The sequence below is a fragment of the Novosphingobium sp. ES2-1 genome (assembly GCF_015169775.1).
Taxonomy (GTDB): Bacteria; Pseudomonadota; Alphaproteobacteria; order Sphingomonadales; family Sphingomonadaceae; genus Novosphingobium; species Novosphingobium subterraneum.
In genome coordinates this window covers 143,055-160,886 of sequence record NZ_CP063447.1, presented here as the reverse complement: position 1 = coordinate 160,886, position 17,832 = coordinate 143,055, and the positions used below count along the sequence as shown (strand labels likewise).

21 protein-coding genes and 2 pseudogenes are annotated in these 17,832 nt (G+C 60.1%); 12 read left to right on the top strand and 11 right to left on the bottom strand.

Annotation, left to right across the window (positions count from 1 at the left end):
• Positions 1-19: 19 nt before the first annotated feature.
• The 6 genes and pseudogenes from IM701_RS18855 to IM701_RS18830 form a co-directional block, all read right to left on the bottom strand.
• Positions 20-1,080 (bottom strand): annotated as a pseudogene (locus IM701_RS18855) (IS110 family transposase).
• A 159-nt stretch (positions 1,081-1,239) separates the two neighbouring features.
• Complete coding sequence (locus IM701_RS18850) at positions 1,240-2,454, bottom strand: type II toxin-antitoxin system HipA family toxin (RefSeq protein WP_039338718.1); 1,215 nt, start codon at positions 2,452-2,454, stop codon at positions 1,240-1,242.
• Entirely contained in the window at positions 2,451-2,993 is a 543-nt protein-coding gene (locus IM701_RS18845; protein WP_230487957.1) for a helix-turn-helix domain-containing protein, read from the bottom strand. The genes IM701_RS18850 and IM701_RS18845 overlap by 4 nt, the downstream gene beginning before the upstream one ends.
• A gap of 613 nt (positions 2,994-3,606) precedes the next feature.
• Positions 3,607-4,389 (bottom strand): alpha/beta hydrolase, encoded by a 783-nt coding sequence (locus IM701_RS18840; protein ID WP_193829003.1) that lies wholly within the window; start codon positions 4,387-4,389, stop codon positions 3,607-3,609.
• Positions 4,390-4,692: 303 nt separating this feature from the next.
• Complete coding sequence (locus tag IM701_RS18835; RefSeq protein ID WP_039338029.1) at positions 4,693-6,072, bottom strand: nicotinate phosphoribosyltransferase; 1,380 nt, start codon at positions 6,070-6,072, stop codon at positions 4,693-4,695.
• A 59-nt stretch (positions 6,073-6,131) separates the two neighbouring features.
• Positions 6,132-7,196: a bifunctional nicotinamide-nucleotide adenylyltransferase/Nudix hydroxylase gene (locus IM701_RS18830; protein WP_039338030.1), complete on the bottom strand. Its 1,065-nt coding sequence runs from the start codon at positions 7,194-7,196 to the stop codon at positions 6,132-6,134.
• 102 nt (positions 7,197-7,298) lie between these two features.
• Here IM701_RS18830 and IM701_RS18825 point away from each other — a divergent pair, with 102 nt between their 5' ends.
• Positions 7,299-8,003: an NUDIX domain-containing protein gene (locus IM701_RS18825; RefSeq protein WP_052242734.1), complete on the top strand. Its 705-nt coding sequence runs from the start codon at positions 7,299-7,301 to the stop codon at positions 8,001-8,003.
• A gap of 156 nt (positions 8,004-8,159) precedes the next feature.
• Here the strand turns inward: IM701_RS18825 and IM701_RS18820 are convergent.
• Positions 8,160-8,354: pseudogene (locus IM701_RS18820) on the bottom strand (helix-turn-helix domain-containing protein); the annotation flags it as partial.
• A gap of 21 nt (positions 8,355-8,375) precedes the next feature.
• On the opposite strand from IM701_RS18820, the gene IM701_RS18815 reads away from it, so the two are divergent.
• The 4 genes from IM701_RS18815 to IM701_RS18800 all read left to right on the top strand — a co-directional run bounded on the left by IM701_RS18815 (position 8,376) and on the right by IM701_RS18800 (position 9,910).
• Positions 8,376-8,573 (top strand): carboxymuconolactone decarboxylase family protein, encoded by a 198-nt coding sequence (locus tag IM701_RS18815; protein WP_230487962.1) that lies wholly within the window; start codon positions 8,376-8,378, stop codon positions 8,571-8,573.
• Between the two features lie 212 nt (positions 8,574-8,785).
• Positions 8,786-8,947 (top strand): hypothetical protein, encoded by a 162-nt coding sequence (locus IM701_RS18810; RefSeq protein ID WP_156135919.1) that lies wholly within the window; start codon positions 8,786-8,788, stop codon positions 8,945-8,947.
• 74 nt (positions 8,948-9,021) lie between these two features.
• Positions 9,022-9,756: a hypothetical protein gene (locus tag IM701_RS18805; RefSeq protein ID WP_193829002.1), complete on the top strand. Its 735-nt coding sequence runs from the start codon at positions 9,022-9,024 to the stop codon at positions 9,754-9,756.
• Entirely contained in the window at positions 9,749-9,910 is a 162-nt protein-coding gene (locus IM701_RS18800; protein WP_156135920.1) for a hypothetical protein, read from the top strand. Before IM701_RS18805 ends, IM701_RS18800 begins: the two co-directional genes overlap by 8 nt.
• Positions 9,911-11,297: 1,387 nt before the next feature.
• Here the strand turns inward: IM701_RS18800 and IM701_RS18795 are convergent.
• Positions 11,298-12,386 (bottom strand): IS5 family transposase, encoded by a 1,089-nt coding sequence (locus IM701_RS18795; protein ID WP_039338312.1) that lies wholly within the window; start codon positions 12,384-12,386, stop codon positions 11,298-11,300.
• A 211-nt stretch (positions 12,387-12,597) separates the two neighbouring features.
• On the opposite strand from IM701_RS18795, the gene IM701_RS18790 reads away from it, so the two are divergent.
• The 7 genes from IM701_RS18790 (at position 12,598) to IM701_RS18765 (ending at position 16,344) form a co-directional block, all read left to right on the top strand.
• Positions 12,598-12,888, top strand: a complete 291-nt coding sequence (locus tag IM701_RS18790; RefSeq protein ID WP_052242735.1) for a hypothetical protein — start codon at positions 12,598-12,600, stop codon at positions 12,886-12,888.
• A gap of 366 nt (positions 12,889-13,254) precedes the next feature.
• On the top strand, positions 13,255-13,449 hold the full coding sequence (locus IM701_RS22155) for a hypothetical protein (RefSeq protein ID WP_255527865.1): 195 nt from the start codon (positions 13,255-13,257) through the stop codon (positions 13,447-13,449).
• Positions 13,370-13,927 (top strand): SRPBCC family protein, encoded by a 558-nt coding sequence (locus IM701_RS18785; protein ID WP_255527863.1) that lies wholly within the window; start codon positions 13,370-13,372, stop codon positions 13,925-13,927. The genes IM701_RS22155 and IM701_RS18785 overlap by 80 nt, the downstream gene beginning before the upstream one ends.
• A 284-nt stretch (positions 13,928-14,211) precedes the next feature.
• Complete coding sequence (locus IM701_RS18780; protein ID WP_156135922.1) at positions 14,212-14,505, top strand: hypothetical protein; 294 nt, start codon at positions 14,212-14,214, stop codon at positions 14,503-14,505.
• 196 nt (positions 14,506-14,701) lie between these two features.
• On the top strand, positions 14,702-15,694 hold the full coding sequence (locus tag IM701_RS18775; RefSeq protein WP_052242737.1) for a methyltransferase: 993 nt from the start codon (positions 14,702-14,704) through the stop codon (positions 15,692-15,694).
• On the top strand, positions 15,684-16,043 hold the full coding sequence (locus IM701_RS18770) for a hypothetical protein (protein WP_230487956.1): 360 nt from the start codon (positions 15,684-15,686) through the stop codon (positions 16,041-16,043). The genes IM701_RS18775 and IM701_RS18770 overlap by 11 nt, the downstream gene beginning before the upstream one ends.
• 88 nt (positions 16,044-16,131) lie before the next feature.
• On the top strand, positions 16,132-16,344 hold the full coding sequence (locus tag IM701_RS18765) for a hypothetical protein (protein WP_039338035.1): 213 nt from the start codon (positions 16,132-16,134) through the stop codon (positions 16,342-16,344).
• A gap of 568 nt (positions 16,345-16,912) precedes the next feature.
• On the opposite strand, the gene IM701_RS18760 is transcribed toward IM701_RS18765, so the two are convergent.
• The 3 genes from IM701_RS18760 to IM701_RS18750 all read right to left on the bottom strand — a co-directional run bounded on the left by IM701_RS18760 (position 16,913) and on the right by IM701_RS18750 (position 17,786).
• The gene (locus IM701_RS18760; protein ID WP_193829001.1) at positions 16,913-17,095 is read right to left on the bottom strand and encodes a hypothetical protein; all 183 of its coding nucleotides are present in this window, start codon (positions 17,093-17,095) and stop codon (positions 16,913-16,915) included.
• Positions 17,092-17,436 (bottom strand): CRISPR-associated endonuclease Cas1, encoded by a 345-nt coding sequence (locus IM701_RS18755; protein WP_193829000.1) that lies wholly within the window; start codon positions 17,434-17,436, stop codon positions 17,092-17,094. The genes IM701_RS18760 and IM701_RS18755 overlap by 4 nt, the downstream gene beginning before the upstream one ends.
• A gap of 203 nt (positions 17,437-17,639) precedes the next feature.
• The gene (locus tag IM701_RS18750; RefSeq protein ID WP_156452209.1) at positions 17,640-17,786 is read right to left on the bottom strand and encodes a hypothetical protein; all 147 of its coding nucleotides are present in this window, start codon (positions 17,784-17,786) and stop codon (positions 17,640-17,642) included.
• Between the last annotated feature and the right edge of the window lie 46 nt (positions 17,787-17,832).

The following is a 17,832-nucleotide window of genomic DNA, read 5'->3' as shown; positions in this document are numbered from 1 at the left end:
CAAAGATTGGCAAAGGTTGTCAATTGGTGCTCAGCGACGGCCAGCCCCCGCGAACAGGGCTGTTGTGCAGCCGACGCAATGTACCCTTCCCTTCGTGGTCTACTTGGTTCGCGAGCGCCACCGAGACCAACATGCGCGGCTTGCGCGCCAGCATTTTCTCCAGCCATGAACCGGCGGGCGCCCCGAAGCGAGACGCCTGGCGGACCATCGAGCTACCGCCAATGATCAGCAGCCTTCGGATTGTGCGCTCGCCCATCCTTGCGATGCTGCCAATTCGCTGTTTGCCACCGGCGAGTGCTGGCGCGGCGTAAGGCCGAGCCAGGCGGCGAAGTCGCGACCCTTGCGGAAGGTCTCGACAGGCGGGGCAAGCGCCAGGATTGCAGTGGCCGCGATGGGGCCAGTGCCGGGAATGGTCATCAGGCGGCGAGCTGCCTCATCCTCCTTTGCCCGCCGCGCGATTTCACGGTCGAGCGTAGCGACGCGATTGTCCAACTCGGCCAGCAAGTCGAGCATGAGCTTGAACATCGGCAGCGCCGCTGCCGGCAATGTCGAGGCCATCTCCTCTTCGTCGATGAGTGACGCCAGCAGCGTCATGTTTGCCGTGCCCTGCGGTGCCACCCAGCCATACTCTGCCAGATGTCCGCGGATCGCGTTGATCAACTGGGTGCGCTGACGCACAACGAGGTCCCGTGTGCGAAACACCAATCCTGCAGCCTGCTGCTCTTCGGTCTTCACCGCCACGAAGCGCATGCCAGGTCGTTGCGCCGCTTCGCAGATCGCCTCTGCATCGATCGCATCGTTCTTGTTCCGCTTCACAAACGGTTTGACGTAGGCGGGCGAGATCAGCCGAACTTCGTGGCCCATGGTCTCCAACTCGCGCGCGCAGTGATGTGCGCCGCCACAGGCTTCGAGAGCCACGACACAGGCTGGCTGGCCGGCGAAGAAATTGAGCAGCTTTGCCCTGGTCAGCTTGCGGCTGAAAACCATGGCGCCGCGCTCGTCGGCGCCATGTGCGTGAAAAACGTTCTTGGCGATATCCAGACCGATTGTGGTAACCTGCGACGACGGACTCCTCCTCAAGTGGTGTTTCAACACCTCCACTTTGGGACATAGAGCCGTCGGGGGGCGTCCACCCCATCAAGAATCGATCACGTCAAAATTGAGCGCGAACGACCGGGTTCGGGGCGCCAGCTGTCCGAGGCCTGGCCAAGCTTTGCTAGGCGCGGGGGGAGTGAATACCTAGACCGCAAGGCGCTTTCGATGCTTGTCGATTGCGGCCACGACTTCTCCCGAAAAGGGCAGATGCGCCTTTTCTTGATCCCAAAGCGCGTCAAATTGCTCGACGGTCTCTTTCGCCGTCGAGACGACAAGGTGTGAGGGCAACCGCGCCTTATCCGCGATTGTTTCCAGTTCGCGGTAGGTGAACGACTCCCATTCGCGCGAGCGATGGAATTTGAGAGCGGAATCTTCCTCGGGGATATAGGCAACCGTCGATAGGAGGTCGTAAGCGGGGGCGAGGATTGGTCGGCGCTTGTCGGGATAGATCAGCGACCAGTTTTTCAGGTGCATGTCACCATTGCCGATCAGCACGGAATAGGTGAGGCGGCGGACAAACTCGACGGCGCTTGCCTCGTCTGTCTCGATGGCGAGCACAGACAAGATTTGGCGGTAGCTGGCATTCTCATACTTATCGTCGGGGTACACGCCATAGACCTGGGCAAAGTCCTCGACGTGAATTGCGCCTTCCTCGCTACGATCGAAGCGGCGTATGGCGTAGGCTGACGCCCCGTATCGGGTGATGCCGTCGGGCAATCCTTCAATCGTATCGAGCGGCACGAGATCGATGCCAGGGACATCGATCCCGAGCTTGGAGGCCAAGCTCATGGCGGCGTACTCGTTTTCCGGTACGTCGGGGTGACGGGCTGATGGGAGTTTTACGATCCAGTCGCCGCCTGTGCCGCTTACCGGAATGGTGAGTCCACCATTTTTGCCTCGGGTCTTCAAGGCCGAGAATTTGAGCTGAACGCCTGCAAGGGAGAAACGCAGGGCATGCTTGGCCTGCCCTGCGACACCGTCATTTTCGGAATCCTCGGGCGGGGCATCGCGTGCCTCAACGGGAACGGCTTTGACGGCTCCTGGCAAGTCGCCGCCGAGTTGGGCGAGCAGCGGGTATTCGCGAATAGCTTTGACCCCAGCGCGCCGCGCCAAATAATCGCGCAGCGTACCCTCGGGCAGGAGGTTGGAGAAGAACGGCTCTATCTTGGTCTGGTAAGCGCGCGGCGCGTTGACGATGCCGCCATAAGGGTCGCGGTAGGCGAGCGAGAGCGTCGAACGATCCTCATCTGCGAGGTAAACCTCGTCAAACGTGAAGATGCTGCGATCCCCATCGAGACGGGCAAGCGTCCCGATGCGGCGGTCATACAGGAGTATGTCGAGAGCGGATGCGTCAATCATTCGTCATCCTCCTCCAGCCGATAGGCGGGAAGCTGACGCCGTGTCTCTATGAGCGGTGTGTGCACCTGAATGTTGCGGAAGTGCCTAAGCGATGAAGTCGCCTCCTCAAGCTGCTTGGCCAGCTTGGATGCAGCGCCCTGAGCTTCGACCAGGGATTTGAGACGCTTTGCAGGTTGCAAAGCTTCGTCCAGAGCCTTCAGTTGAGCGGCATCGAATTGCAGCTTTAGAATGTTCCGGATCGCGTTCTGAAAGCCCTCGATCTGCGAAAGATCGGGAAAGCTACCTTTGATGCGCTCGGCAAGCTGCGCTTGCTCGTTGAGCAAGTTCAGGGCCCGACTGGTTTCGACAGTCGTGCCGTGGGCGCGAACAGCGCCCTCCACAGCGGGCAAAGCCTTGCGGGGGACAAGCTTGACCTCAAGGTCGAGCGCGCGCGCGATTTCGACAAGGCTTGAGAGCTGGAGGTCAACTGCGCCTTTCTCTATCTTGGAGATATGGCTTTGAGGCAGGCCAACGCGCTGCCCCAGTTCCTTCTGGGTCATTGCCTTTGCCTGCCGTGCCGCACGAACGCTGGCGGCTATCTCGTTAATTCCTGCTCTCATTTATCTGCTTTTGCATATACCGGACTAAAAATATATGGTTTTGCATATCATGCTCTAGGAGTTTCCTCAAGATTCATATGTTTTTGCATATATTCTTCATATTTAATCTGTAATTGCATATATAGAATGGCGAATTTGCAGGGCTACTGCCGTGGCCTAAGCCCGCCAGCTTCCTCCAGATTTGGGTGGAATTTGGTCCAGGCAGGAAGGGTGGCCACGACCTGGACCAAAGGAGACTTACATGCAGCACCTCTGGAGCCGTTAATGTCCGCCATGTTGGCGGCTGCGGTCGGCACGTCGAGCGGAGGTAGGACTGGCGGGTCCCGACCAACTCAAGCCGTTCCCATCAGCGGCTGGGAACGACCGTTCGGGCCGAAAGCGGCCATGAGCATCGCTAAAACGCAGCGCCCTGTTTTCGTGATCCCAGACTGGCGATTCCCGCCCCAAAGGCGGACATTAGGCCGGCAGAAGAATGTCGTAGCAGCGTTTCGTCGGGGCCGTTTCGCGCGGCTTACTTGTGAATTGGTGGAGCTATCGTGCCAAAGCCGGATCGCTAATTGGCAATGCTGGCCAGCCAAGCAAGCGTTCGATCCTGCGAGCTGGCTGTATAAGCCAGCTCATGCCCTTTGGCAGGAAAGATGTCGAGGCGGGCGTGTCCGCTTGCCGCGGCCAGCGCAGCACCTTGGGCCGCGGGAATGAGCGTATCCATTCCCCCATGCAATATGAGCGTCGGGCAGCCGATCCTCGCCAGTTTCCGCTCGTTATCGAAGCGGTCGCGCACAAGCAGGCCTGCAGGCACGAATGGGAGTTGCAATTGGACCACATCGACCATGCTGGTGAATCCGGAAACAAGGATGAGGGCGGCGACCCTGTGCTCCATAGCCATTTCGGTGGCGACCCCCGATCCAAGCGAGTTGCCCATAATGACTATCTGCGGGCCCTGAACGCCATGGTTCATGAGCCACTGAAGTGCAGCTCTGCCGTCGTTGTACAATCCTTCCTCACTGGGCGATCCGGGATTCCCGGCATAGCCTCGATACTCCGGCAGGAGCAGGCCGTATCCAGCTCGGGCGAAGGCTTGGGTTGCTACTCTGCTACCCGCGTTGGTGTCGCCGTTACCGTGGAAAAAGACGATCGTCGGCTGCCCATCCCTAGCGGGCCGATAAATTGCACGCAGAACGAACCCATCGGGCGTCCTGAGGCTGACCATTTCCGGATCGGCGAGCGCATTTGAGCCTGCATGAGTTGCGCCAGGATAAATGTAGGATCGCTGGTTGACGTACAACCATGTCAGGCTTGCCAAATAGAGCAGGAGGGTCCCTCCAACGGCGCCCAAAATGATCTTTCGCGCCAGTTGCCCATCTCCGACCAGGGACGACGGCTTCTGCCGATGTCCAATCCTCGAAACTCATAGTGCGATGGATAGCCATCCACTTGGGCGGTCGTCAAACCTACATTAGAGGGGTCAGCCATGCGACGGTCCGCTTCCCACCAGAATGCAAAATTCGCCACCGACGGCTGCCGACCAAATCCAGTCACTTCGGTGCCCATCTATGAACGGCGGCTACTTTCGAGAGCTGCCAAAGCGACATCATAGAATGCAAAGGGGGCGCCAACGCGGACGCACCCTGTGCAAGTCTCAAGCCGCCCGCGCCCGCAGTTCGTCAAAGCTGTGGCGCACCAGCATGGTCCCGTTGCGCCAGACCGGGCGGAGCAGGTTGTCGGCATCGGCCACGTCGTCCATCCGCCGCGCCACCATGTGGCCTGCTTCGAGCACCACCGCCTGCCGCCCCGCCTTGCTGGCCTTGCCGAGGTCGGTGGCAGGCGCCTTGGACACGTCGTGCCACACGCCTTCGGCATCGCCCATGGCGTTGGCCTTCATCGCAAAGCGCAAGGTGTCGCGATTGACCTGCTGGAGCAGGCCGCCGCCCATGCCGAAGGCGATGTTGTCGATGGCGAAGCCTTCCTCGATCAGCCGATCGATCAGACGGGCAATCGTGGCAGGCGTCATGCCATCGCCCTGGATCACGCGGACGTGGGGATCGAGCACGCGATAGCCCTTGGCGTTGACCGTGCCGCCGAAGGCCTCCCACAAGGTCTTGACTGCCCGCACCGGGGTTTCCACCGGGTCGCCACTGTCGGGCCGGACGACGAGCGTGCCCTTGCGCGCCAGCACCTTGTCGCGCAGGCTCCCGCCCCAGATTCCAGTCAGCGCCGCATCGAGGTCGTAGCTGTCCGAGACCACGGCGACGACCTTGCCTTCACCCTCGAAGGCGTCGAGCATGTTGGCATAGGCCGCTTCCTCGCGCTCGCGCCCCCAGCTGGTCATCGTGCTGTGCTCGGCCGCCGGGATCGAGAAGCCGGCCATGTCCGCTCCGTAATAGCGACGGGCGGCGATCAGCCCTTCCATAGTGTCGGTGCCCATGAAGTTGACAAGGTGGGCCATGCCGCCAAGGCCTGCACTCTCGCCGCTGCTGGTGCCGCGGGCGCCGAAGTCGTGCAGCTTGAATGGAAGCTGGCCTTCCACATCCTCGCTGGTCTTCGCGAGCCCTGCACGGATGATCAGGCGGCACTGGCGGCTGAGCGTGGCGACCGTAGTCGGATACCAGATTGCGCGAAGCAGCGCGGTCTCGATGAAGGTTGCCAGCCACGGCAGGCGCGGGTCTGTCGTTTCGACCTGCACCATCGGCACCCCGGTCGGCACGATCATGCCTTCAGGCAGAGCGCGGATCTCGATCGGCAGGTAGGCGCCATGTTCGTCGAGCACGATCTGCCAGCCCTTGCGATTGAAGGGCACGCCATGCGCGGTGCAGACTGCCTCGGCCTCTTCGATGTCAGCCTGGGTGATCGGCCGCCCGAGATAGTCCATGAGATAGGGCTGCAGGCCCATGAACAGCACTTCGTCAGCAAAGTCGTTGGGGCGAGCCTCGATATAGGCGCTGATCGCGCGGGTCTCGGGCGGGTACTGCAGATAGTGGCTGTGCTTGTAGCTGTCGGTTGCCAGGAGCAGGTTGGTCATGATGTGAACTCCTCACATTTTCGCCGGGTGCAGGACTCCCCTGCGCGGCGCTTCCGTCTTCAAAGGTCGGCCATTTCCTCGATGATGGCCCAGTGGTCCTCGAACAGCATTTCAGGCGACAGATCGCCAAAGCGGTACCACTGCGCGTGCGCCGCATCGTCACCGCCCTTCACGCTGAACAGCTTGCGGCGTTCGGGTAGGCGGAACAGGAAGGCGTGGGTGATGATACGACCACGCAAGGAACGGTTCGGCGCATCGAACACCCGCGTACGCGCATCCTCAATAAAGCTGGCGAGCATAGCCGGCGGGATCTGGCCCTTGCCGTCGCTGATCGCGGTTTCCTCGCGCAGCTCGCGGATCGCGGCGTCGCGAATGCGCTCGGCCGGATTTACGAAGCCACCCGGCAGTGCAAGCAGGCCCTTGCCCGGTGCCCATCCCCGTTCGACCAGCAGGATGTGTCCCGACTGGACGACGACCGCATCGGCGGTGACGAAGGGCCCCCTCCCCCATTGCGCAGGATAAGCCGCCAGAAACTCGGCTTCCTCAAGCAGCGCCTTGAAGGTCTCGCCCAGCATGAACTCGCGCAGGAACTCTGCAACACCTGCAGAGAGGATGGCGGCGGGCACTTCAGGGATGCGCTGGAAATAGCGCTGGCGCACGTCGCTCGACGAGAAGGTGCCGTACTGGCTCTCGACCTGCAGGTTCTCCCACTCCGGGAACAGCTTGAGGTAATAGGACGAGGCATCCTTGCCGTAGCCGGCCAGAGCGACACGGAAATCGCTCAGCCCATGGTTCTGGAAGCCGTGACCGTTGCCATGCTCGAGCACCAGGGAACGAACCTTGCGCTGGACCTGTGTGACCCAGGCGGTGTCGGAATAGAGGTGATCGTCGATGGGGGCGATGATCAGGCGGCCCTGTGCCACTTCGTGCCGGAAAGCGGAACGCAGCATCGCCTCCCGCTCGGCATAGGTGAAGGGATTGCGCGGATCGCGCGCGACATTGGCCGACCCCACCAGCACGAACAACCGCTCGACCTGTTCGAGCGTGCGCGTGATGACGTGTTCATGGCCGACGTGCAGTGGCTGGAAGCGTCCTATTAAGACGCCGAAATCGAACTTGCTCATATCCGAGGCTCCCCCAGATGATCGTAGCGAGGCGGACTCCCCGACTCGCACCAGTCTTATACACACTGGACTTATATCCAGTCAAGATATAAGACGGACGTCATGAGCCATCCACCCTTCGCCGTCACTGTCGACCTCGTGCTGATGACCGTCGTCGACGCTGTTCTGTCGGTCCTGCTGCAGCGCCGGGGCGAAGAGCCTTACGTCGACGCGCTTGCGCTGCCGGGCGGGTTCGTTGGCATTGAGGAGACGCTGGACGATGCTGCAAGGCGCATGCTGGTGGGCAAGGCAGGCGTTGCCGCGCAGGACAGCGCCTGGCTGGAGCAGCTGTACACCTTCGGCGATCCGCAGCGCGATCCACGGATGCGCACAGTGAGCGTCGCCTACTTTGCTCTGCTGCCACATGCGGTTCTACAACAGGCCGTTACTTCGAAAGCAGATCTTGCGTTACGCCCGGTCACAGAACCTGGCGAGCTGCTCGCATTCGACCACACCGCCATCATTGCAACAGCGCATGGGCGGCTCCGCGGCAAGCTCGACTACGCTCCCCTTGCCTTCTCTCTGCTGCCTGACCTCTTCACTCTGCGTGATCTCCAGGCCGTGCATGAGGCCATCACTGGCAGCACCTTCAACAAGCCCGCCTTCCGTCGCCGCATGCTCGACACTGGCTGGATCGAAGCAACAGGGCAGCGCGAGAGCGACACGCCGTTTCGGCCGGCGGAGCTTTACAGAATAAGTGCGCGTGTCACCGATAGCAGTGAAGTTTATCAACGAGACTTGGACCGCCGATACTCGAGGGTGCCCTGACAATTTCAAAAGTGTTTTGTGCTGTCTCCGACCAAATAAAGTCGTAGGGCCATGAACATCTAAATGGCAGCTCGACCCAAAACTAGACCATGATCTGCTCAGCTGTGATACAACAGGGGCGAGCCGAACGTTTGACGACCGAGCCAGATTTAGCATCTAAGCCGCCTTGGCCAGCCTACGCGGGGTCTGTGGTGGCTGGCCATACTGGCGCACGAACGCCTCGCGCATACGACGGATGTCGATGAAGCCCGATTCCAGCGCGATCTGGTCCATCGGGTGACGGGTCTCCTCGATCATCAGCCGCGCTGCAACCAGACGCATCTGCTCGATGGCCTTGGCCGGGGTTTGGCCGGGGCACCTCGGACGATCCCCGTGCCGCAGCCGCTTCCGCCTTCCCGCAAGGTTGCCGAAGCTCGAGGCAAGGTTTCGGCAGAGGATATCGAGGCGGTGAAGGAAGCCGGGTTCAGCGAAGGCCAGATCATCGAAATCGTCGCCGTGTTGGCCGAGATCTTCTTCACCAACCTGATCAACAACGTTGCGGGCACGGAAGTGAACTTCCCGGCGATTTAGGTCAGTGCTCCCAATGCCGAGGAAGTTGCGGCCTTGTGCGATTTTAAATCGCACTGGGCCGCGACCGATCGAAGGGAGGCCAACAGCGACACTGCTCGTAATCCGAGTCCGTCGCAAATGACCGCTTCGTCTCACGATCCGTTGATCCATTGCGACAGCAGCCGACCAATAGTGTTGAAAAACCCACTGCTGGGATCGAGGGTAATGTCAACTTGGCAACGGTTGAGGAAACGATGGGGTCGGACGTTGCGGGCCTGTTCCGTCCATGGCTGCAATTCATCGCGAATGAATGGGTTTACGATCGTGCGGGCATGAGCAAGCTGGAAGCCTTCATGCGGGCGACACAACGCTCGTCGGCATGGCTTACCGCCTAGGTACGATGTTCGCTCAGCTTGGTGGCTATGTCGGCTCGGTGGAGCGTATTGGTCCTCACTGGTTCGCGGCGGGCATGAACACGACGCTGCGCAATCCTAAAGAGGCCAGTGCCTTCGCTCTCGATCGTAGCCTTGAACTCAAGAGCCGCTTCGACACGCTGGACCGCGACATCAGGGAAAACGTGCGCCGCTTCGCTGGCAAGACTGACCTTGCTTCAATGGTGCAGCGCTACAGGTTCACCGGCATCAGCTTCTTCGATCGCCTCGTCGTCATTCCGACCTGGATCGGCGCGTACAACAAGGCCATCGCGGCGGGCATGGACGAAGACCAAGCGGTGCACGAAGCGGACTCCGCCGTCCGTGAAAGCCAAGGTGCGGGCGCTGCCAAGGATCTGGCTGCAATCCAGCGCGGGAGCGGTCCTGCCGGTGAGATGGGCAAGTCCCTGACGATGTTCTACTCGTTCCAGTTCGCGAACTATCAGCGGTTTCTGGAGTTGGCTTGGGACGCCGGAGAGGCTGTTCGCAGCCGCAATGGGAGATGGTGCCGGAACTGGCGATGCGCGGCCTGTTGCTGGCTGTCGTTGCTCCTATCCTGCCTGCGCTGCTGTCAGGGCAAGGGCCTGACGATGACAACGAGGAAAGTTGGACCGAAGGCGCGGCATCGGCGCAGTTCTTCGTCGACGTGCTCGCAGGCGATACTCAGCCCCAAGACATGGGCGACTGGTTGCAAGGCGTGTGATTCGGTAAAATCTATGCGGAGCAATGACTTAGTTGCGTCAACGCAAGTAGGAGGTGGCCGCAATGGATGACATGGTAGAAATGTTAGCCTTGATCAAACAGGCCCGCGACATCTGGGAAGTTGATCCGGACGAAGCCAGCATCGAAGAGCAGCAGGCTTGGGAGGATTTAAACGAGGTCGGCATCAAGCTGGCGAGGCTCAAAGGTGAACCCGAACCGGGCTAGTCCTTCCAAATCGGCCCACACCGCACATCCTTGCACCCGTCATTTCGAGCACCTAAGCAAAGGCTCGACGAACATCATCATCAGGCTGCGGCCCTGCTTGTGCAGCGTTGCGTCAGAGCCCCGCATAGGACGTGGCTGGAATTATTTGTGATCGCCCTTGCGCACGTCGTCCAATTGACCGGAGCTTCGGAAGCGTTTGCAAATCATGTCGGCGATTACCCATGCGACGATAAATCCAAGTAGGACTATTGCGAGAACTGGTATGATCGGCATTACGATGCCCTCCGGCGAGTCGTCACTCTGGAGCGGCGCATTAAAGCCTACTGACTTTAGTTATGACAAGCCCCCCCTGTCTCCACGGGAACGAAGGGTCGATTGGGCTGTTGGTAGAAGAGGCCGGACGCCCCTTATCCGGCCCCTTTTACCGGTTGCACAAAATACTCCGGTCTGGTCATCAGATCGGAGTTTTTTGGATGGCAAACATGCTGCGAAGGCCGAACGTTGCCCGGTTCTTCAACGAAGGTAATATCTTGCCATCACGACAGGGCTTGAGTCGCCTGGTCGTGATGCCCTAGCCCTTGGGTGATCCAGCAAGGGCTAGGGCAGCTTATCGGAATACAACCCCAAGCCTGCAAGCATGCCGACGAGTAAGCAACCAAGTCCTGCAAGCGTCAGGACCAGCACCCACTCTGCAGCGTTCCAATCTGGCAGCTTCATGGGGTCCCTAGCCGTTCACTGCGAGTTGCAAGGCCAACAATGCCTTGCAGACGGCTCACCTAAATGTGAGTCTCAACAGTGTACCAAGGCGTTCTTTCCCATTGATTAATTGGGAAATTCGTCATCCTCGGTTCGGTCGCGCGACACGAATTTCCGAGACAAGATTTCCGCCAGGAACAAGGCCACAGCCAGGCCGACAACAACGATCAGGATTACAGGCAGGAGAGGCATTTGACGCGTCCCGTTGCATGCCGGGAGCGCGGTGGTCTCTCAAGCACCAGCAGGCGAACTGGCTGGTGACATCGATCTCCTACACTCGTTTGGAGTGAGTGTCGAACCTTACAAGGGCATTAGCTGTTTTGCGTTTCCGCTTTCACCGCGATCTTTCGCTCAGCATCAGCAATAGCTGCCTCGTCGAGTTTCCCAGACGCCTTCAAATAGTAGCCGGATTCGATGTCGAAACGGTCAATCTTGTCGCCTAATCCCACTGCTATTGCCACCTCTTGAACGAGGTCCAGAAATGCGGCGACAAAAGTGGACGGTTCGAAGAACCGTCTGATTCCGGCATGATAGGGACGCGATGGCCTGTGAGGAGATGGTGAGCCTCGGTGCTGGTTGGCTGATCCGCTGATTTCCTTGGTGGATCCGACTTCCGAACGAGGTTTTCGCGTTATGCAGGCGCACTACGCCCCTCAAGCCAGGCGAGCCTCTGGAAGTTATAGGCAAGGTTGGCCATGCCGATCTTGATGCGGGCGCGGGCAATGCCAATGGTGCGCACGATCAGGCCCATGCGGTGCTTTTGCCCGGCAAAGACGTGTTCGACTGCCGAGCGGATGGCTGAGCGCTTCGCATTGGCTCTGGCGACACGCTCGGGCATGGCACGGCGGTTCGGCTTGCGCTGGTGGATGTGGCTCTTGAACATACCCTTCTCAAGGAAGGCCTCGTCCTTCTTCGAACGGTAGGCGGTATCGGCCCAGACGCCCGAGCCGGTGTTGCTCGTGCTGATCAGATTCGGCAACCGGGCGCCGTCATTGGCATTGGCGGCGCTGGCATCCCAGGTCCGGATCAACCCGTGAGCCCGGTCGATGCCGATGTGGTTCTTGTAACCGAACATCGGGATGGCGAGATCGACCGGCTTGAAGGCCTTGGGATCGGCACCCTCCTTCACCTTGGCCTTGGTGTACTTCACGCTCCAGCGGGCATCGCGATCCTTCTGACGGAGCCGGGCTGGCTTTGCCTTCCATGCCTCCGGGATCCGGCCGTCCTTGATCGCTGCCTTCTCCTCCTCGGTGTTCCGCTGCTTGGGGGCAGGCACAACGGTAGCATCGATGATCTGGCCGCCCATGGCGAGATAGCCCCGGTCGGTCAGTGCGGCATCGAAGCGGGCGAAGAGCTTGTCGATTGCCTTGGCTTGCACCAAGCGCTCGCGGAACAGCCACACCGTCGTTGCATCCGGCACCGTGCCATCGAGCCCAAGGCCCAGGAAGCGCTGGAACGACAAGCGATACTTGATCTGGAATACCGTTGCCTCGTCCGAAAGCGAATAGAGCGCCTGCAGCACCAGAATTTTGAACGTCATCACCGGGTCAAACGGCGGCCGCCCGCCTTTGCCACGAACACTGCGGCGCAGAGCGGCGATCAATGGCCCCCGGAAAACCTCAAAGTCGACCACCCCGGACAGACGCTCCAACGGATCACTCGCTGCGCTCAAGGCCTCGTACTGGTTCGAAAGATCAAAGAAACCGGGCTGTCCCGCCATCATCGCCTCCGCTCATCCGCAAGGGCAGTGAATCAGGTCAGGTCACCAAACTCCAGAGTTTTTCGAGCCGTCCAAGTATCAGCGTCAAAGGGCTTCGCGTCCGCTGCTTTCATAAACATGCGCCGTGCGGTGATTGAAGATCTGAAAAAGAGGTAAGCCTTTCAGTTTTCAACTCATTCTTCGCACTTCGGTGTTAGTGGAGTCGGGTCTAATGAACTTGAGGTTGGTTTCTATGATCGAGTGGCGCCCCATTGAAAGCATGCCTGACAACCGAAAAGATGGCCGATACCTGCTTCTTTGGGATGCTGACGGCGCAGTGGTAGCGAGCTGGAATGCCGACGATTGGGAAAGGAGCGGCGGGTTCGACGACCCTATTGACGGTATTACCCATTGGGCGGACATTAATCGTCCAGGCGATCGCGCAATGAGAAATCCAAGCCAGGACGAAATTCTCAACGGGCTGGTCGAGAAGTTCAAGATCAGGCTCAATCGGTCAATCTGACGGCGGTAACGATCTCTAGCCCCACCGAGGCGTACGACACGGCAAGCCGAAGGCGGCAATGCGGGATGCACTGGGGGTGGTTGTTTCGCCCACCACCCGCCAAATTGGCGGAAGCAGAAGGCGACTGATCATCCGCTGTTATTGCCGTGCGCGACATGCCCGAGGGCTTCGACACGGGAGCCCACGCCCTGCGACCGGTGGCCATCCAGAATGTCGGCGGCCTGCTGTTCCTCTGCCTTTCCGAAAACCCGCCGCCGATCGACCGGGTGAAGGAGGACATTAGTTCCCCAGATCGCACTCTATCAGTTGGACAAGCTCAAGATCGCAGCCACTGAAGAGCTGGTTGACCATGCCAACTGGAAGCTGGTGATGGAAAACAACCGGGAGTGCTATCACTGCGAAAGCAATCACCCCCGAACTGCTGAAGTCACTGGATGGATCAGGCTTTGGCAAGGGCTTGCCCGAGGACAACGTCTGCGGCGTGAAGACCGACGCCGACCGGGCGGTCGAGGCACAGCGGGCCGAATGGGAAGCATTGGGCATCTATCGCGACCTGATTGAATTTCCGGACGGCTGGTGGCATAGCGTCGCCCGCCTCGGCCTTGCTCCGGGTGCTGTTACCCAGACCCTGAGCGGCAAGCCGGCATCGCGCAAACTGATCTGGCCCCATGGCGATCAGGTGGAAACCAGCCTGTCGGTGTGGACGCAACCCAACAGCTGGCATCACTTCTGCTGCGACCATGTGGTGACGTTCAGCCTCGTCCCGCTCGCCGCCGACCGTACCCTGCTGCGCACCAGTTGGCTGGTTCACGAGGATGCCGTCGAAGGCGTGGACTATGACGTGGACAAGCTCACCGAGGTGTGGCGCGCCACCAACGCCCAGGATGGCCGTCTTGCGGAGAACAACCACGCGGGGATCAAGACCGACGGTTATCAGCCGGGCCCTTACTCGAACGAGGAGAAGCTCGTCGATGCGTTCAAGTCCTTCTACGTCGTGAAGTCCCTCGAGGCGCTTGAACCGGCCGCAACAGAGGGCTGAGGATTGCACGGGGCCATCTCGCCGGCTTGAAAGCGAAAAGCTCAACCCGGCGATGATGGCCGCAGCGCTGACACGAGCAGGCTGGAACTGGTTGGCCCGACCGGTGCGCCCCGATCCCGCATGAGCTGCGCTCCCGGTAAAATCGGTCATGGCGCATTTCGCACACCTGGGCCGCAGTGCCGAGGGTGAAACGCCACACCCTTTTCACCCTCTATAAAGTTTATCCGCTTGGCGAATAAGCTTTGCATACGTATGGCCCGCATGACTTGCACCGGGGGGGTCAAATGGTCGTGAATTCAAATGCAGACGAGCAGCAATATTCTGTGGCGACGATGGCCATACATATCAATACTTTAAGAACACTGATCTCATGCTTGCTGCCCATGGCAGCGAAGAATGCCAATGATCCGTCACTCTGGATCGCGCAATTTGAAGCTCTGGCATTGCGAAGTGCCGATTACGCCGCATTCGAGGCCTCAGGCGCTGTCGATCCCGAGCTGATGAAGGCGGCAGTCATCAGTTCGCTGGAAGAGATTCTCGGCGCGGCCAAGCGCGCCATCATTCACGTTCAGGGCTGAGGCGCCACCATACGCCCGCTGGGCTGACGAGCTTAGCCCGGATCATGTTGCCGGCAGCAAGGGCGGACGACGCTCGTGCGTGGCTGGCCGCGGCTGCCCGCCAGCTGGCGAACAAGCATGGAGGCTGAGTGGGAACTTCCAGCCGCTGCGGTGCACTCCTGCCGCAACGATTCCATGGATCAGACATTGATTGCTGATGTTTGATCCGACACCAGAAAACCCTCTGTCCGCTCCAGATCAGGCTCTCGTTGCGCTGCTGCGTGCCTTGAAGGCGCGGCGCTATGTCTTCGTCACGCCAACTCCGGCGACGCACGCGCGGATCCGTGCCCGCGAGCCGACACGCGATGCCGCAGACCTGCGCGACGCATTGGGATGGAACATGCCGTTCGCCAAGGACCTGCTCGATCCGGAGATCCGCGACCTCCTCGACGCAGCCGGCGCGCTCGACAGGTTTCGGGACGGGCGATGGAAGTGCACCTTGCGCGTCTCCAGTCTCGGCACCGACCTGTATCTCCACTCTTCCTACCCGACCATTTCGGAAGACGCCGTCTTCTTCGGGCCGGACAGCTATCGTTTCGCAAGCCTCGTCCAGCGCGAACTCGCACCGCTTGCCCTGGCAGATGGTTGCCACCTCGTAGACATCGGCACCGGGTCCGGGGTGGGCGCCATCACGGCCGCGCAGGTACAGCCGGGTCTCCAGTTAACCATGACCGATATCAACCCGAACGCCTTGCGTCTGGCCCGGATCAACGCCTGCGCAGCGGGCATCAGGGTTCGTTCGGTCCAGGGGGAGACCCTCGACGGCGTCCGCGGGCCCATCGACATTGCCCTGGCCAATCCTCCCTACATGATCGACCGCAAAGCGCGTGCCTATCGTGACGGCGGCGACATGCACGGAGGTCAGGTCGCTTATGACATGGCCGTTGCAACAGTGGAGCGCCTGTCGTCCGGAGGAAAGTTCATCCTCTATACCGGCAGTGCGATCCTTCGCGGGCAGGATCACCTGCGCGAAGCGCTTGGCGCGATGGCATCGGGCTACGACTGCGACTTGCGCTATCGGGAGATCGATCCGGACGTCTTCGGCGAGGAGCTAGAAACTGACGCCTATGCCGCTGTCGAGCGCATAGCGCTCATTTCAGCGGTTTTCACGCGGCATGGCCAGAAAGCCCGTACAGCCAATGCCCGATGAAACCGAGCGCGGCGAACAGTTGCCGGGAACGATGGACCGGACCAAGCGCTTCACCCATATGCGCATTTCGAACTGGATGAGCCTCGGGCTTGAAAGCTGGACCTTGGCGGCAGAAGCGTCTGCGGTGATCGCCCTGCGCCTTGCGAGGTTCACCACCTGGGATGCCCGCTCGCAACACGAAGCGCTGCTGATGGTTTCCGAGAAGATCGGTACTGCCCTGGAACTGCAACAACGCGCAATCACTGGGCAGCTTGGACGGACGCCATACTCGGCCGCGAGCGCCTGCCTTGTGCACTATCGCAAGGCCGTGGTGGCCAACCGGCGGAGGTTGTCCAGGCTGCGGCACTGACGGGGACGTTGCATTGAATCCCGGCGCCGTGAAACCAGCGGCCCCCTGCGCCGTTGCGCCGTTGGACGGGATAGTGGAGTGCGCGGCTATGGCTTGGTCCTATCGCATCATCGATCACGGTCACTATTTTGCTCTTCACGCGGTGGAGGAAGGCAGCGCCGGCGAACTGCTGCAGTGTTCATCCAAGCCGATCGACTTTGCCTTCGACGCAGCCGGCGGGCCCGACAAGGTGGTCACCGAGCTGGAAATGGCCCTGAAAGCTGCTTCGAAGGCTCCCGTGCTGCCCATGCCACAAGAGTGACGCACCAGTCCAAAGCGAGCGGATCATGCCGGGCGCTGGCTGGTTGACAGGCTATCCCAACCTGATCCGGCGCGAAGAGATCTGGGAAGCTTCATTGAGGTTCAACGCTATAGGAACCAGCGGTTGTGAACACGTGCTGATTGAGGAGTGCCTTTCGCAAGCCAGAACACGCTAATCTCGACGTGCAGGAAGCCGGGCAGCCTTCGACTGGGTGGCCAGCGAAAGACTCTGTCTGGCTGCTTGGAAGGGCTTTGGGCTGGTCAGATGCAAGCGATAAAGGTCGCGCGACTCTGGGATTTAACATTCCTCCAAATGGGTCCCATCTGGGTCCGAATCGCGCTACAGCTGGACCGCGATTTCCAGAGTGCTATATTGTCGTCGCTCGCTTGACGCTTAGGGCGTTGTTGCAGCTGGACCGCGATTTCTGAAATGCTTTGATGGCTAGCAGAGCGAAGTGAAGTGCCGGGGTCGCAGCTGGACTGCGATTTCGGAAAAGCTGTGACAGATGGGCGTCTAACCAGTTGAATTGGAATTGGGAAAAACCCCATCTGTCACAGCGAAAATGCGCTTAATCTTCAATGGCGAGTGCCGACTCGCGTTCTTCGAAACGCCTCGCAAGCAATTGAGCACGGCGTTGGATCGCCACAGACACAGGCGAAATAGTCCCGCCCAGACGCAAATCATGCCCGATCAGCCGGGAAAGCCCTTGTTTTGCTTCTGGAGTTCCGGACATGATATCTTCGTCGATCATCCGCCGACTAGCCGGTCAACCCGAGGGCGAAACAGTTCCACACGATCGTCAGCGAGCGCGAACCGTTTATCCGATTTTTGGTGGTGCAGGCCGATTGCAGGGGGCAGTCCTGCCCCGATGATCGCCCCGGGCACGCAGGATCGCACGACAGTGCAGCGATGATTCAACTGGGCAGTGGCACCGCCGGCGTTCAGATCACGGGGAAAGTCAGCGCCCATCAGAGCCGGACAATGTTTTCGTGCCGCCTGCGCCTCAAGATTGTCGCGGTCGCCGGAGCGGACGCGCCGCGCCATCAGCATGAGTGCTCTGGCTTCTGCCTGCCTCGCGCTGCCAGCGATCACGCGTGCACTGTAATCCTGGTGACAAGGCTTTTCTGCCAAAGCTGTTTGAATAGCGGGCGAGCCGCATCCACTTTCGCCCGCATTCTCGCTGCCCGGGGATGGTGGCCAACAATCGGTGATATGAAGACGACCGCCGTATTGGTGTAAGTGCAAGGCAGCTGGATTGTGCAGTGTTCTGCGAGCGCCACGACAGGTCTGGTCTTTCAGGTCACACCGTGCGCATGAACGATAGCCGCTTGAATATCGTCGAGCGCCCCGCCCTGTTCCTCACGATCAAGGCTGACAACCAAAGATCCGCGATGCGCCGACAGGTTCAGATCATCCGAGACAATATCGACAACACGATCCAAGGTCAGCCTTTTGGAGATGGAGGCTGGCGCATCATCGATAGTGAGA

Coding starts and splice junctions, on each gene's coding strand:
- IM701_RS18850 (WP_039338718.1), bottom strand. CDS start 2,454: ATGATTGACGCATCCGCTCTCGACATACTCCTGTATGACCGCCGCATC.
- IM701_RS18845 (WP_230487957.1), bottom strand. CDS start 2,993: ATGACCCAGAAGGAACTGGGGCAGCGCGTTGGCCTGCCTCAAAGCCAT.
- IM701_RS18835 (WP_039338029.1), bottom strand. CDS start 6,072: ATGACCAACCTGCTCCTGGCAACCGACAGCTACAAGCACAGCCACTAT.
- IM701_RS18830 (WP_039338030.1), bottom strand. CDS start 7,196: ATGAGCAAGTTCGATTTCGGCGTCTTAATAGGACGCTTCCAGCCACTG.
- IM701_RS18825 (WP_052242734.1), top strand. CDS start 7,299: ATGAGCCATCCACCCTTCGCCGTCACTGTCGACCTCGTGCTGATGACC.
- IM701_RS18805 (WP_193829002.1), top strand. CDS start 9,022: ATGAACACGACGCTGCGCAATCCTAAAGAGGCCAGTGCCTTCGCTCTC.
- IM701_RS18800 (WP_156135920.1), top strand. CDS start 9,749: ATGGATGACATGGTAGAAATGTTAGCCTTGATCAAACAGGCCCGCGAC.
- IM701_RS18795 (WP_039338312.1), bottom strand. CDS start 12,386: ATGGCGGGACAGCCCGGTTTCTTTGATCTTTCGAACCAGTACGAGGCC.
- IM701_RS18790 (WP_052242735.1), top strand. CDS start 12,598: ATGAACTTGAGGTTGGTTTCTATGATCGAGTGGCGCCCCATTGAAAGC.
- IM701_RS18780 (WP_156135922.1), top strand. CDS start 14,212: ATGGTCGTGAATTCAAATGCAGACGAGCAGCAATATTCTGTGGCGACG.
- IM701_RS18775 (WP_052242737.1), top strand. CDS start 14,702: ATGTTTGATCCGACACCAGAAAACCCTCTGTCCGCTCCAGATCAGGCT.
- IM701_RS18770 (WP_230487956.1), top strand. CDS start 15,684: ATGCCCGATGAAACCGAGCGCGGCGAACAGTTGCCGGGAACGATGGAC.
- IM701_RS18765 (WP_039338035.1), top strand. CDS start 16,132: ATGGCTTGGTCCTATCGCATCATCGATCACGGTCACTATTTTGCTCTT.
- IM701_RS18760 (WP_193829001.1), bottom strand. CDS start 17,095: ATGATCGACGAAGATATCATGTCCGGAACTCCAGAAGCAAAACAAGGG.